Raw genomic sequence first — 13,632 nt, 5'->3', positions numbered from 1 at the left:
CCCTCGCCACCGAGGAGTTCGCGCGACGGCGAGGCGAGGACACTCTCGAACCGTTCCTCATGCGACGCGCCTGCCCGCGTCACCCGAATCCCGTGGCTACCCGCGGAGTTTGAGGCGGGCGTTCGGGAGTTCGGGGGCGGGCAGGGTTTCGCGCCACTGGCCGGGGAACGGCCCGTACTGGGTCTTCTCGTCGCCGTCCTGGTGTTCGCGTTCGTGCTGCCACTGCGCGCGGAACGCGGCGACCTCCTCGTGGCTGCGTCCGATGAAGTTCCACCACATCACGATCTGCTCGCCGAGCGGTTGCCCGCCGAGCAGCAGGACGCGCACGTCCCGGTCCGCCGCCACCAGGTCCAGGTGTTGCGCACCGGTCTGCTGGTAGACGAGCTGCCCTTCGGTCGCGTCGACACCGGCGGCGGTCACCTCGCCAGTGTCGACGAGCACCCCGTGCTCGAACTCGGGAGCGACGTCCAGCCGCAACGACTGGCCCGCGCGCAGTGTGATCTCCGCCCCTAGCAGTGGCGTGTAGGTCTGCACGGGAGAGGTGTGGCCGAGCAGGCTGCCCAGGAAGACGAGCACGCGGGCGCCGTCCAAGTCCAGTGCCGGCGGTGCGTAGCTCTCGAAGTCGGGGGCGACGAAGCGGTGTTGTCCGGGCAGCGCCACCCACAGCTGCGCTCCGTGCAGCACCGTCGTGTTCTGCGTCGAGTGCTCGGAGTGGGCGATGCCGGAGCCCGCGGTCATCAGGTTCAGCTCGCCGGGCCGGACGAAGGCGTGGCTGCCGACGGTGTCGCGGTGCTCGATTTCGCCGCTGAAGAGCCACGACACCGTCTGCAAGCCGGTGTGCGGGTGTCCGTCGACGCGCATGCCGCCGGTCGAGGAGACCTCGTCGGGCCCGTAGTGGTCGATGAAGCACCAGGCTCCGATCAGCGACTGCGCCCGCTGCGGCAGCGTGCGGCGCACCGTCATCGCACGTGGACCGCCGAGGGGGACCATCCGCGGCTCCAGAACCCGTCCGCGCACGGTTGGGGCCTCGCCGCTGTTCTCGCAGGTCAGTTCGGCGGGCGCGGTTTCGAGGTTGCTCATCGGAGCCTCCACCCCTGTTGCGGTTTCACGTAGACGTTTATACGCCAGGGCCGCGGGCATAATGGCGGGTGATCGAAGGGGAGGACGAGATGGGCACTGGGCAGATCGTGCGGAACGCGGTCGAACGCCACCGCTACGAGATCAGCGTCGATGATGAGCTCGCGGGGTTCACCGAGTACGTCGACCGCGACGGGCAGCGGGTGTTCTACCACACCGAGATCGACGACCGGTTCGCCGGGCGCGGGCTGGCCACCGCGCTGATCTCCGATGCGTTGAGCGACACCCGCACCGAGGGCAAGCGGGTCGTCCCGGTCTGCCCGTTCGTCGCGAAGTACCTCAGGAAGCACGACGACTTCGCCGACATCGCAGATCCGGTGACGCGGGAGGTGCTGGCCGAGATTCGCGCGCTGCACCAGCGGCAGGGCTGACCGCTGCCATCCTGCAGCGGTGACGAAAGTCCCTTCAGCGCAGCGAATTCGATCGATTACGCCGAGCGACGAGACTGGTCATCATTGACATGCCGGGAACTCCGGGGAATTTGGTGAGACCGGCCACATCCGTCCGAAGTGGCGGATTTCGGAGCGGGTGCGATCAAGATCGTCGGTTTCGTTGCAGGGCCTTGGTCTTTCGGGCTTATAGCTCGCTTATAGCTGCGAAACGGATTCACGGCCCCGGGTGGGAGGTGCTGCGCGGGCTGCCGGTGCGGGCCTGCGACGACGCCTCCGGAGGGCGTTCGGTGATCGAGTCGGGTGTGCTCGTGGCGGTAATTCGGTGGAACATTCGCGGGTCAGGTGCGCAGACTGAATTGTTCACGACCCGAGTGCGAGGAACGTCGTAATGAAGTCGCCAGCAGCATTGATCAGCTCGTCTCGTCCGCCAGATGTCCAAGTCTGCAGGCAGCTGTGATCGCCTGACGACTGCGGCATTTCCTCCTGGGACCAGGACTGGGCTTTGGTCGATGACGTCACGGCCCGCCGGGCGCTCCGAGCCGGGGAGTTCGGCGGATCGGCGGTGGGGGTGTGCGGTGAATGCATCGACACCGCGCCGCTGTCGGGATGATCACGACGCGCCTGCCGATCGCCGCTCGTCGGCGAGGGGGCCGGCGTCCTGATCCCTGCGTTTGTCGGTGGCATCGGGGACACTCTTCCCCGGCGGAGCAAGCTGGTCACCGGTGCACGGTGGCAGCAGCGCCAGGACCCAGCCCGACGGCGCCGCACCTGCTCTCCGCGAACACGCGTTCCGACGCCTCGGCGCGCGTGCAGAACTCGGAATTCCGATCTTGTGCTCGATGACGAGTAGCGGCTCCACCTGGGGCGCGCCGGCGGTCGAGCTCGACCTATTTCAGTGAGGTGTCCCCAAACCATGATCGACTCCGCGAGTACCGCGACCGCGGACTCCGAACGCGGCCCAGCGCCGCCGCAAGCTTCCGTGCTGATCACCGTGCTCGTCGCTTCGGCGTTCGTGATGATCCTCAACGAGACGATCCTGAGCGTCGCTTTGCGCGACCTCACCGTCGACCTCGGGGTCTCCACCACGACAGTGCAGTGGCTGACCAGCGGCTTCCTGCTGACGATGGCCGTGGTCATCCCCACCACCGGCTTCCTGCTGGAGCGCTTCACGCCGCGCCAGATCTTCCTGGCCTCCCTAACGCTGTTCAGCGCGGGCACGCTGGTCAGCGGGCTCGCTCCGGGTTTCGCGGTGCTGCTGGCCGGGCGCGTGGTGCAGGCGTGCGGCACCGCGGTCATGCTGCCGCTGTTGATGACCTCGGTGATGCGCCTCGTGCCGCCGGCGAAGCGCGGCGCGACGATGGGAACGATCACGATCGTCATCGCCGTCGCTCCCGCCGTGGGGCCGACGATCGGCGGTGCGGTGCTGGCCTCCTTGGGTTGGCGCTGGATGTTCTGGATCGTGCTGCCGCTGGCGCTCTTGGCGCTGGCCATCGGGGCCGTCTGGATGCGGTTAGACAGCGAGACCCGCTCGGTGCCGCTGGACCTGGTCTCGGTGCTGCTGTCGGCCTTCGGCTTCGGTGGTCTCCTCTACGGCCTGTCGGCCATCGGGGAGTCCGGCGGGGCGCACCTGGTTCCGGCGTGGGTGCCCATCGTGGTCGGCGTCGTGGCGCTCGGCGCGTTCGTCGCGCGCCAGATTCGCCTGCAGCGCCAGGACCGAGCCCTGCTCGACCTGCGCCCGTTCAGCAATCGCTCGTTCGTCGTGGCCTTGGTCCTCGCAGCCCTGCTGTTCATGTGCCTGCTGGGGGCCGGGGCGATCCTGCTGCCGCTGTACCTCCAGACCGTCCTGCACGCCAGCCCGTTCGTCACGGGGTTGGCCGTACTGCCAGGCGGGTTGGTCCTGGGGCTGCTCGGGCGCCCGGTGGGGCGGCTGTTCGACCGCTACGGCGCGCGTCCGCTGGTAGTCCCGGGCGCGCTGGCGATGGCCGTGTCGCTGCTGCTGTTCGCCATCCTCGGGCCGGGTTCGCCGCTGGCCGCCGTCATCGCCACCCACGTCCTGCTGATGGCCGGGCTCGGGCTGATGATGACGCCGCTGATGACCGAGTCGCTCAGTTCGCTGCCCGGCCACCTCTACTCGCACGGCAGCGCGATCCTGGCGACCCTCCAGCAGGTCGCGGGCGCGTTCGGCACCGCGGTGTTCGTCACGGTGGCGTCCCTGGGAAGCGCCGCCACGGCCAGCACCCCCGATGCGGCGGGCCTGCGCACCGGGTTCTTCGTCGCTGCCGGTATCGGTGTGCTTGCGTTCATCGCATCGCTGTTCGTCAGCCGGTCCTCGGGATCCGCCGAGTCCGGGCCGGAGGGCGTCGCCGATGCCGGGCGCGACCCGAGCGAAGCGGCTTCCAGGTCGTGAGCGTGAACGGCTGAAATTGCGGTGTTGCGCTCTGCGGATGTTCACCTGCTTTCCGCGGGTGAACGTCCGCAACGGACACGACGATCGGAAGGGGCCCGCTGGCCGGCGCGGAAGCGCAGGTCAGCGGGCCTTTCCTAATTAGTTGGCTGCCGTCGGGAAGTCCGGCGTTCGCGCCCGTCGAAGTGCCTCGCGCCCAGCGCCGGGGCCGGTAGGCCGGGAATCCCCTCGCCGGCGTCGGCGCGTCTGCGGGCGTCGTTGATGAGCCTTTCGGCGTCGGCGAGGCCCTGCCAGCCGCGTGCTTCGCCGGTCTTGCACGGCTCCAGCTCCTTGTAGATGCCGAAGAAGTGGCCGATCTCGTTGAGCTGGTGCTGGGGGACATCGTTGAGGTCGCGGATGTGGTCCATGCGCGGATCATCGGTGGCCACGCACAGGATCTTGGCGTCCGGACCCTTCTCGTCGTGCATCCAGAACACCGCCACCGGCCTCACCCGGACCGCGCAGCCGGGGAAGGTGGGCTGGCCCAGCGGGACGAGCGCGTCGAGCGGGTCCCCGTCCTCGGCGACCGTGCCCGGGATGTAGCCGTAGTCGGCGGGGTACTGGGCGGCGGTGAACAGCGTGCGGTCCAAGCGGATCCGGCCGATGGCGTGGTCCATCTCGTACTTGTTCCGCGAACCCTCCGGGATCTCGACGACCATCTCCAGTTGCATGTCAGCTCCCGGTGCGAGGCTGGATGGCGCTCCGCGACCCCGGGCCCCGAACGTGGAAACCACCAGCGCCGACGCCGGCCGCGGTGACAACACCAGGGACACCCCCACGGTAAGTCCGGGGGCCGGTGGGTGCTCACGCAGGCGGGTGGGTGAGGTAGCGGACGAGCTCCAGCGCCAGGATCCGGTCGAAGTGCACGAAGGTCTCGAACTTGGCGCCGGGCCGCACGGTGGCATCGTCGACGAGGGCTTGCAGGATCTCGACGAGCGCGCCGATGTCGAGGTGTTCGTCCAGCGCGACGTACGCCCGTTCGACGACGTGGGCGGGCATCGGTGCCGACGGGTGGTCCGCCCATTGCGCCACGAGGCGGCGCCACCGATCCAGGACGACATCCGCGCGGTCCAGGCGCGTGCGCGTGAGGGGCAGCGGTTGGTCGTAGCGCTCGCGGAGCAGCGCGAGCCGCAGGGCGAGCGGGTCGTGCCCGTCGTCGGTCAGCGCTGTCACGAAGTCGGGCGTGCCGTGGCCGAAGTCCGTGAGCACCGGCCCGATCCAGAGCCGCAGCGGGAGGTGCAGGGCGCACGACCACTGGCCGCGCGGACTGCTTTCGTGGCCGCTTTCCAGCACCGCATCGGCCGGTCCGCCGAGCAGCTGCGCGGCGTCGTCGATCGACTTGGCGCGAATGGGCGGCGGAATCCACAGCGCGTCGAGGGCGCGTTCCCAGCCGTTCGACGCGGTCTCGATTGCCGCCGCGGTCTGCACCTGGATGCCGTAGATCTCCTCCAGCACGCGCCGGATCGCGTCGGCGACGAGCAGCACGCGCAACCCGTCGGCTCCGGCTGGGCTGTGCTCGGGCAGCCGCAGGCACATCCGGAACAGGCCGCCCGGCGGCCGGCGGACGATCACTTCGGATCGGGTGCCGGAGTCAAGGATGCGAAGGTTCATCGCGTTCCCCCGTGTCGTGAGGTGACCGGGAACGGCCGCCCGCCGCCGGATGGGAACCGACTGCGTCGTCCGGTTTCGGTTGTCTGGAACGGGATATCACGCCGGGAACAGGACCACCTGCCGAATCACGCCGTGAGTGTTTTTGGGTGCCATAGCACCCAAAAACACTCACGGCTGTTCTTACCGCCGGTCGATGACCTGGGCCGGAGTTGTCGGGGCTCCTGCCGTGCTGCGGAAACCGCGCAGCCGCAGGCTGTTGCTGACCACGAACACCGAGCTGAACGCCATCGCGGCACCGGCGATCATCGGGTTGAGCAGGCCCGCCGCGGCCAGCGGGAGGGCGGCCACGTTGTAGGCGAAGGCCCAGAACAGGTTGCCCTTGATGGTCCGCAGGGTGCGGCGGGACAACCGGATCGCGTCGACAGCGGCCCGGAGGTCGCCGCGGACCAGGGTCAGGTCGCTGGCCTCGATGGCCACGTCGGTGCCGGTTCCCATGGCCAGGCCGAGGTCGGCCTGGGCCAGGGCGGCCGCGTCGTTGACACCGTCGCCGACCATCGCCACGACCTTGCCCTCGCCCTGCAGGCGCGTGACCACGTCGACCTTGTCCTTCGGCAGCACCTCGGCGATGACCTCGTCGATGCCGACCTGCTTGGCCACGGACTTGGCGACGGCCTCGTTGTCGCCGGTGAGCAGCACCGGGGTCAGGCCGAGCTCCCGCAGCTGCGCGATGGCCTGCGCCGAGGTGGGCTTGACCGTGTCGGCGACGACCAGCACCGCCCGCGCCTGCCCGTCCCACGCGACCGCCACCGCGGTGCCGCCTTCTGCTTCCGCATCGGCCTTCGCCGCGGCGAGCTCCGCGGTCAGCGGCTGGCTCCACTCCGCCAGCAGCGCCGAGCGGCCGACCAGCACGGCGCGTCCGTCGACGATGCCCTGCACACCCAGGCCTTCCACGTTGGTGAAGCCCTCCACCGCGGGCAGCCCACCCACCGCCTGCTCCGCGCCGCGTGCGATGGCGCGGGCGATGGGGTGTTCGGAGGCTTTCTCCAGCGCCCCGGCGACCCGCAGGATCTCGTCGCGATCGGTGCCGACGGTGAGGTAGACGTCGATCAGCTTCATCTGGCCGGCGGTGACGGTGCCGGTCTTGTCCAGGACGACGGTGTCGATGCGCCGGGTGGACTCCAGCACTTCCGGGCCCTTGATCAGGATGCCGAGCTGAGCGCCCCGACCCGTGCCGACCAGCAGCGCGGTCGGCGTGGCCAGGCCCAGGGCGCACGGGCAGGCGATGATCAACACCGCGACGGCGGCGGTGAAGGCGGCCGCCACGCCGCCCCCGGCGCCGAGCCAGAACGCGAGCGTGCCGATCGACAGGGCGATGACGACGGGGACGAACACCGCGGAGATCCGGTCGGCCAGCCGCTGCACGGCAGCCTTGCCGGTCTGCGCGTCCTCGACCAGCTTGGCCATCTGGGCGAGCTGGGTGTCCGAACCGACTCGGATCGCCCGCACCACCAGCCGACCGCCGGCGTTGACGGTGGCACCGACGATATTGTCGCCGGGACCGACCTCGACCGGGACGGATTCGCCGGTGAGCATGCTGGCGTCGACCGCCGAGTTGCCTTCCTCGACCACGCCGTCGGTGGCGATCTTCTCGCCCGGCCGGACGACGAACCGGTCCCCGACGGCCAGTTCGCTGGTGGGGATGCGGACCTCGCGGCCGTCACGGAGCACCGCGACATCCTTCGCGCCGAGTTCAAGCAGCGCGCGCAGGGCGGCTCCGGCGCGGCGCTTCGAGCGGGCCTCGAAGTAGCGCCCCGCCAGGATGAAGGTGGTGACACCGGCCGCCACCTCGAAGTAGATCGAGCCATCCCCGTTCATGCGTTGGATCGTCAGCTCGAACGGGTGCGTCATGCCGGGGGTGCCAGCGGTGCCGAACAGCAGCGCGTAGAGGGACCACAGGAACGCCGCGATGGTGCCCATGGAGACCAGGGTGTCCATCGTGGCCGCGCCGTGGCGCAGGTTCGTCCACGCCGCCTTGTGGAACGGCCAGGCGCCCCACGCCAGCACCGGTGCGGCCAGCGTCAGCGAGATCCACTGCCAGTAGGTGAACTGCAGGGCCGGGATCATCGCCAACGCGATCACGGGCACGGACAGCACGGTCGAGCCGGTCAGCCGCTGCCGCAGGGACCGCGTCGGGTCGCCGGGTTCTTCGACGACCGCTGCGGTCCTGGCCTCCTCCATCGCGGGCAGGCTGGCGCCGTACCCCGCGGCCTCGACCTCCGCGACGAGCCGTTGCGGGTCGAGCCCTTCCGGGACGCTGACCTTTGCCTTCTCCGTGGCGTAGTTGACCGTGGCGGCGACGCCGTCGAGCTTGTTCAGCTTGCGTTCGATGCGCGCGGCGCAGGACGCGCACGTCATACCTGAGATCGAGAGCTCGACCTCGCCGGTCGATTGCCCGTGGTCCTGCTCAGTGGCAGTCATGCCCGAATCCTCCTCGCTGCTCTGCCGGGTCCGACTCAGTGACCGGCGTGGCCGCTTCCGGTGTCGTGGCCGGTCGCCGGTGTGGCGTCGTCCACAGTGTCTACAGTGTCCACAGTGTCTACAGTGTCCACGGTGTCCACAGTGAACTCGGCGGTGCGTACGGCGCCGTTGTGCTGGAAGTCCAGGAACAGCCGGTAGTTGCCGGCGGTGGGCACTTCCGCGACGAAGTCGATCTGCGGACCAGGCGCGGTGCGGCCGTCGCCGGGCGCTCCCTCGGGGTGTACGTGCAGGTAGGCGAGATCGCCGGTGCGCAGGGACACCAGGTGCCCGTAGGCGGAAAGGTAGGGCTGCAGGTCGGTGACGGGAACACCGTCCTTGGTCACCGTGAGCCGCACCGGGGACGCCTGGCCCGGGACGAGTTCGCCGTCCAGCCGCACCTGGTAGCCATCTACTTCGGACACCCGCGAGGGGGCGAAGGTGCGGGGCTCGAACGCGCCGCCCGCCGCGATGTCGGTGCCGAGGGTGGTCGAAGCGGCGCCGGCCGGGACGAAGTCGGTGAAGACCCGGTAGCTGCCGGCTTCGGGCAGGTTCAGCGGGACGGTCCAGGTGCCGTCCGCAGCCATTTCCGGGTGCAGGTGCTGGAATCCCGCGGTGTCGCGGCGCACCACGATGAGGTGCATCCGCTTGTCGTGCTCGATGTCGAAGCCGGTGACCGTGTTGCCGTCCGGGCCGAGGATTCGGAAGGAGAAGGGCTCGGTGGTGCCGGTGGCCTGCGTCGTGTCGGTGGGCGCGAGGGTGTAGCCGGCCATGGACGACGCCAGTCCGCCGGGCAGGTCGGTCTCCGCGACGGTGCCGCTGTGGGTGTCCCCGTGTCCGGCGACCTCACCGCCGGGCATGTCGCCGTGGCCGCTCGGGGCGGACATGGCGGGGAAGGGACCGACAGCGGTACCGGCTGCCCAGGCGCCGCCGGCGACCAGGGCGAGCGCCGCACCGTAGGCGGAGAGCTTGCCTGCTGTGTTCAAGACATTTCCTCACTGTGCTGGCCAGGCCGGGCGGGTTCCCGGTCCGGTCGGGGGTGGCGATCAGCTGGCGGCCAGCTCGTAGCCGGCCTCTTCGACGGCGGCCCGGACGTCGGCGTCGCTGATCGCCTCGGTGCTGGTCACGGTGATCGCGCCGGTGGGCAGGTCGACGGCCACGTCGGAGACGCCGCCGATCTTGCCGACCTCTTCGGTCACCGACTGCACGCAGTGCCCGCAGGTCATGCCGACAACGGTGTAGTTGGACTCGGCCATCAGATGCTCCTCGGTGTCTGTCGTACGGTCTGGTGCGGATCGGTACCCCTAGGGGGTTGCTGTATCCGCGCACCGAGATTTATACCCTTGGGGGGTACCTGGGTCAACTCCCGATCCCATCTTTTCGGGATCGTCCGTCCACCTGTGCCGAGGCTCCGCTTTGCCGCGGTGGGATGGACATGGGTCCTGGTCGGGCGGGGAGCCGTCCGGTCCGGCAGCGCGGCCCGGCGCCGAGGCGAGTGTTCATCGGGGGAACCCGCTATCATCGTTGGATGACGATGAATAGTCCGGTGGAGTGCCCGTCGTCGAGACCGGCGGCGGACGGGCTGGATGCGGCGGTGGCCTTGTTCCACAGCTTGTCGGACGGCACCCGGTTGGCGATCACGCGGCGGCTGGCCGACGGTGAAGCCCGGGTGGCGGACCTGGTGGGCGAGCTGGGGTTGGCCCAGTCCACGGTGTCGGCGCATGTGGCATGCCTGCGGGACTGCGGGCTGGTGGTCGGGCGGCCCGAGGGGCGGCAGGTGTACTACTCGCTCGCGCGACCGGAGTTGCTGGAACTGCTGGCATCGGCCGAGACGCTGCTGGCCGCGACCGGTCGGGCCGTGGCCCTGTGCCCGAACTACGGCACCGACAGCGGTACCGGCCGGGTTTCGCAAGTCATCGAGGTGCGTGGTGAGTGAGGCGGAATCGGCTAAGCCGGCGGCCAGCTGCGGCGACGGCTGCTGCTCGGCGCCCGCGGAGGCGAATAACGGCCTGGGCGACGAGCGCCGGGCGCTGCTGCGGCGGCGCATCCGGTGGTTCGTCGCGGCGACGATCACCTACAACGTCATCGAGGCGATCGTGGCGATCACGGCCGGCGCGGCTTCCTCGTCCACGGCGCTGATCGGTTTCGGGCTGGACTCGGCGATCGAGGTGGCCTCGGCGGCGGCGGTGGCCTGGCAGTTCAGCGGGCCGGACCCGGAAGCGCGGGAGCGGATCACGTTAAAGATCATCGGCGCGTCGTTCTTCGCGCTGGCCGCATACGTCGCGGTCGAATCGGTGCGTGCGCTGCTCGGCGGTTCGGAAGCCGGGCACTCGACGGCCGGAATCGTCCTGGCGGTACTGAGCCTGGCGATCATGCCGGTGCTGTCCTACGCGCAACGGCGCGCCGGTCGGGAGCTGGGCTCCAACAGTGCCGTGGCCGATTCCAGGCAAACCTTGTTGTGCACCTACCTTTCCGGCGTGCTGCTGGTCGGCCTGCTGCTCAACGGCCTGTTCGGCTGGTACTGGGCAGACCCGGCGGTCGCGCTCGTGATCGCGGCCGTGGCGGTGAAGGAAGGGCGCGAAGCCTGGCGCGGCGAGCACTGCTGCTGACCGTGGTGCTGCCACGGGATTGCCGTTGCTGCGGGGCGGACTCGTCCCGGGGTGATTTCGCCGAGATCGTCCGCTGTGGACAATCGCGTGCCTCGGGCGGGGGAGACGCGCGTCACATTGGTTCCTGTCACATCTCGCCGGGCTATCGCGTCAGAGACGTGTAAGCACAAGCAACGGCAAAGGAGCTCCCCGTGGACGCTCGCTTGAACCTCTTCGGCAACCCGGTCGCCGCCAAGTTCCTTAAGCACATCGTGTCGGCGAGCAAGGTGGCCTCGGACTCGACGCTGCCGGCCTCGACGCAAGAACTGGTGAAGATCCGCGCCAGCCAGATCAACGGCTGCGGCTTCTGCACCGACATGCACACCAAGGAAGCCGCGCACGCCGGGGAGACCTCGGTGCGCCTCAACCTGATCGCCGCCTGGCGGGAGGCCACGGTGTTCACCGAAGCCGAGCGCGCCGCTCTGGAGCTTGCGGAGCAGGGAACCCGCATCGCCGACGCGGCCGGCGGTGTCACAGACGAGGCGTGGGCGAATGCCGCCAAGCACTACGACGAGGACCAGCTCGCCGCCTTGGTGTCGCTCATCGCCCTCATCAACGCCTTCAACCGGTTGAACGTCGTCGTCCAGCAGCCCGCCGGCGACTACCAGGTCGGCCAGTTCGGATAACGCGGATTACCTGTCCGTCTCGCGCTGGCAGCACACGCCCCGGGTACCTCTCGCGCGGGCCCGGGGCGTTGCCGGCGAGGCATCTCGCGGGCGGCCCGGCATGATTGCTGGTAGTCGGCGAGTGGCCTGATGCGAAGGCTGAACATGCGCGTTTGGCTGGTTACCGGCGCGTCGCGCGGGTTGGGGTCGGCGCTCGTTCGCACGTACCGCGAGTCGGGCTGCGCCGAACGGGTTGTCGCCAAGCCATATCCCAACCCGCGAGCCCTGGAGATCGACAAGGTCACCCGGCTTCTGGTGGAGGCCTGGTAGCCTCGGCCGCCTGAATCGGTCGGGTGACTCGAAGTGCCGGGCGGCATCGGCTACCCGATCATGCCAACCGGGCACGCCGATTCCGGCGGATTTCCAGGGGGAGTGCGAGATGTCGAAGACCCAACCGGAGCCGGTGCGGCATCCGGATGTGCGCAGCTGCCCGTTCGACCCGTACGACGGGCTCAGGGAGCTGCGGGAGCACCGGCCGCTGGCCAGGATGCACTGCCCCGACGGGCGCAACGGCTGGCTGGTGACCGGCCACGCGCTGGTCCGGGAGGTGCTGGTCGACCCGCGCTTCGGCTCGCGCCTGGACCTGCAGCGGTTTCCGATGCCTGTCGACGCGAATTGGCAAGTTCCACCGGGGATGTTCAGCGTGCTCGACCCGCCGGAGCACACCTGGTACCGGCGGAAGCTCGCGGGCGGGTTCGGCCCGCGCCGGATGCGGGCGCTGGAACCGCAGATCGAGCGGCTCGTCGCCGAACACCTGACGGTCATGAGGCGCGCCGGCGGCCCCGCCGACCTGGTGGCGTCCTTCGCGGTCCCGGTGTCCGGCCGGGTGATCGGCGAGCTGCTCGGCATCCGCATCGCCGACGAGGCCGGGTTCCGCAAGGCCACCGAACAGGTGCTGGCCCTCGACGACGACGAAGAACGGGTGGGCGCCGGGTGGCGGGCCGTGTGCGACGTGCTGGCGGAGTTCGTGCGCGACAAGCGGCACCGGCCGGGCGATGACCTGCTCAGCGCGCTGACCGCCGACGATGAGCTGAGCGACGACGAGATCACCACGATGGCCGCGATGCTGGTCACCGCTGCCCAGGACACGACCACGAGCATGCTCGCGCTGGGCACCTACGCGCTGCTGAGCCATCCGGACCAGCTCGCCGCGCTGCGCGGCGATCCGTCGCTGATCGACGGCGCGGTCGAGGAATTGCTGCGCTACCTGACGATCAACCACTTCGGCGCGACCCGCGCCGCCCTGGCCGACTTCGAGTTCCACGGCGAATCCATCCGCTACGGCGACCTGATGACGCTGTCGCTACCGGCCGCCAATCGCGACCCGGCGCAATTCCCGGACCCCGATCGGCTGGATCTGACCCGCCAGGCGGGCGGTCACATGTCGTTCGGCCACGGCGTCCACCACTGCCTCGGTGCGCAACTTGCCCGAATCGAGCTGCGCATCGGCTTCTCGGGGCTGCTGCGGGAATTCCCGACGCTGAGACTTGCGGTGCCGCCAGAGCAGATCCCGATGCGCGACGACACCGTCATCTACGGCGTCCGCCGCCTCCCGGTCGACTGGGACTGATCTGCTGGCCCCGGTTCGGCCGGGTGCCGCGCAGCCGGTCGGCGGCACGGTCGGTGTGCCGGTCGATCGGTGCGCTGCCGATCGCTTTTCCCAGGCCGAACCGGGGCATGTTCACGTAGACGCTCTCGTGGAAGCCGGCCGGGACGATGTAGGTCTCGTGCCAGATTCCGATGTGGTCGCCCGCAGCCTGCGTCCGCCGGTAGAAATCAGTCCACATGGGACGGTGTTGCCGGTCCGGATCCGCCGCGTAGGCATACAGCTTCTCGGGCGACTCCCAGTACTGCACCACCGTCAGCCGCCGGGGTGGGCGAGGCAGGACCAGGTGTCCGAGGAGGCCGCTGTCCGGATCCGCCCTGAGCTCCCTCATCATCCGGCGAAAGCCCGCGATCACCGGGGCCCAGCTGCGTACCGCGGTCAAGGTGTTGATCCGCGCGCCGAGCAGGAAGACCACGATGTCGCGGTCCGCGGGCGCCGTGAACCGTCCGATCCTCGTCGGGTCGCTCATCCCCATCCTTCCGTCCCGTTCGCACAGTACCGAATCGGACCGCACCGAATCGGACCGCACCGACTCGGACCGAGTCGGACCGAGTCGGACCGAGTCGGACCGCGCCGCCGCGGAAATCGGCGTTGATCACGAGGTCGCCCCCGCCAT

14 protein-coding genes are annotated in these 13,632 nt (G+C 69.7%); 7 read left to right on the top strand and 7 right to left on the bottom strand.

Annotated elements, in window-relative coordinates; all coding sequences use genetic code 11:
• Positions 1–96: 96 nt before the first annotated feature.
• Positions 97–1,080 (bottom strand): pirin family protein, encoded by a 984-nt coding sequence (locus FDZ84_RS36770; protein WP_168589589.1) that lies wholly within the window; start codon positions 1,078–1,080, stop codon positions 97–99.
• An 89-nt stretch (positions 1,081–1,169) separates the two neighbouring features.
• On the opposite strand from FDZ84_RS36770, the gene FDZ84_RS36765 reads away from it, so the two are divergent.
• Positions 1,170–1,508, top strand: a complete 339-nt coding sequence (locus tag FDZ84_RS36765) for a GNAT family N-acetyltransferase (protein ID WP_168589588.1) — start codon at positions 1,170–1,172, stop codon at positions 1,506–1,508.
• Between the two features lie 934 nt (positions 1,509–2,442).
• Positions 2,443–3,936, top strand: coding sequence for a DHA2 family efflux MFS transporter permease subunit (locus tag FDZ84_RS36760; RefSeq protein ID WP_168589587.1), 1,494 nt, complete (start codon positions 2,443–2,445; stop codon positions 3,934–3,936).
• Positions 3,937–4,070: 134 nt separating this feature from the next.
• On the opposite strand, the gene FDZ84_RS36755 is transcribed toward FDZ84_RS36760, so the two are convergent.
• The 5 genes from FDZ84_RS36755 to FDZ84_RS36735 all read right to left on the bottom strand — a co-directional run bounded on the left by FDZ84_RS36755 (position 4,071) and on the right by FDZ84_RS36735 (position 9,353).
• Positions 4,071–4,643, bottom strand: a complete 573-nt coding sequence (locus FDZ84_RS36755) for an inorganic diphosphatase (RefSeq protein ID WP_168589586.1) — start codon at positions 4,641–4,643, stop codon at positions 4,071–4,073.
• A gap of 133 nt (positions 4,644–4,776) precedes the next feature.
• Positions 4,777–5,583, bottom strand: coding sequence for a hypothetical protein (locus FDZ84_RS36750; RefSeq protein WP_168589585.1), 807 nt, complete (start codon positions 5,581–5,583; stop codon positions 4,777–4,779).
• 180 nt (positions 5,584–5,763) lie between these two features.
• Complete coding sequence (locus FDZ84_RS36745; RefSeq protein ID WP_168589584.1) at positions 5,764–8,061, bottom strand: cation-translocating P-type ATPase; 2,298 nt, start codon at positions 8,059–8,061, stop codon at positions 5,764–5,766.
• Positions 8,062–8,096: 35 nt separating this feature from the next.
• On the bottom strand, positions 8,097–9,083 hold the full coding sequence (locus tag FDZ84_RS36740) for a DUF748 domain-containing protein (RefSeq protein ID WP_168589583.1): 987 nt from the start codon (positions 9,081–9,083) through the stop codon (positions 8,097–8,099).
• A gap of 60 nt (positions 9,084–9,143) precedes the next feature.
• Positions 9,144–9,353 (bottom strand): heavy-metal-associated domain-containing protein, encoded by a 210-nt coding sequence (locus FDZ84_RS36735; RefSeq protein ID WP_168589582.1) that lies wholly within the window; start codon positions 9,351–9,353, stop codon positions 9,144–9,146.
• Positions 9,354–9,625: 272 nt separating this feature from the next.
• Between FDZ84_RS36735 and FDZ84_RS36730 the strand changes: the two genes are divergently transcribed.
• The 5 genes from FDZ84_RS36730 to FDZ84_RS36710 all read left to right on the top strand — a co-directional run bounded on the left by FDZ84_RS36730 (position 9,626) and on the right by FDZ84_RS36710 (position 12,980).
• Positions 9,626–10,033, top strand: a complete 408-nt coding sequence (locus FDZ84_RS36730; RefSeq protein WP_168589581.1) for a helix-turn-helix transcriptional regulator — start codon at positions 9,626–9,628, stop codon at positions 10,031–10,033.
• Positions 10,026–10,706 (top strand): cation transporter, encoded by a 681-nt coding sequence (locus FDZ84_RS36725; protein WP_371812741.1) that lies wholly within the window; start codon positions 10,026–10,028, stop codon positions 10,704–10,706. Before FDZ84_RS36730 ends, FDZ84_RS36725 begins: the two co-directional genes overlap by 8 nt.
• Positions 10,707–10,897: 191 nt before the next feature.
• Positions 10,898–11,371 (top strand): carboxymuconolactone decarboxylase family protein, encoded by a 474-nt coding sequence (locus FDZ84_RS36720; protein WP_168589580.1) that lies wholly within the window; start codon positions 10,898–10,900, stop codon positions 11,369–11,371.
• A gap of 144 nt (positions 11,372–11,515) precedes the next feature.
• A complete protein-coding gene (locus FDZ84_RS36715) occupies positions 11,516–11,680 on the top strand; it encodes a hypothetical protein (protein ID WP_168589579.1) in 165 nt (54 codons plus the stop codon).
• 109 nt (positions 11,681–11,789) lie between these two features.
• Positions 11,790–12,980: a cytochrome P450 gene (locus FDZ84_RS36710; protein ID WP_168589578.1), complete on the top strand. Its 1,191-nt coding sequence runs from the start codon at positions 11,790–11,792 to the stop codon at positions 12,978–12,980.
• Here the strand turns inward: FDZ84_RS36710 and FDZ84_RS36705 are convergent.
• Positions 12,940–13,485, bottom strand: coding sequence for a DUF4188 domain-containing protein (locus tag FDZ84_RS36705; protein WP_168589577.1), 546 nt, complete (start codon positions 13,483–13,485; stop codon positions 12,940–12,942). The genes FDZ84_RS36710 and FDZ84_RS36705 overlap by 41 nt on opposite strands.
• Between the last annotated feature and the right edge of the window lie 147 nt (positions 13,486–13,632).

Origin of the sequence: Saccharopolyspora sp. ASAGF58 (assembly GCF_012277335.1) — a bacterium.
Taxonomy (GTDB): domain Bacteria; phylum Actinomycetota; class Actinomycetes; order Mycobacteriales; family Pseudonocardiaceae; genus Saccharopolyspora; species Saccharopolyspora hattusasensis.
Note: the sequence above shows the minus strand (reverse complement) of the source record. Positions and strands in the feature narration are given on the sequence as shown.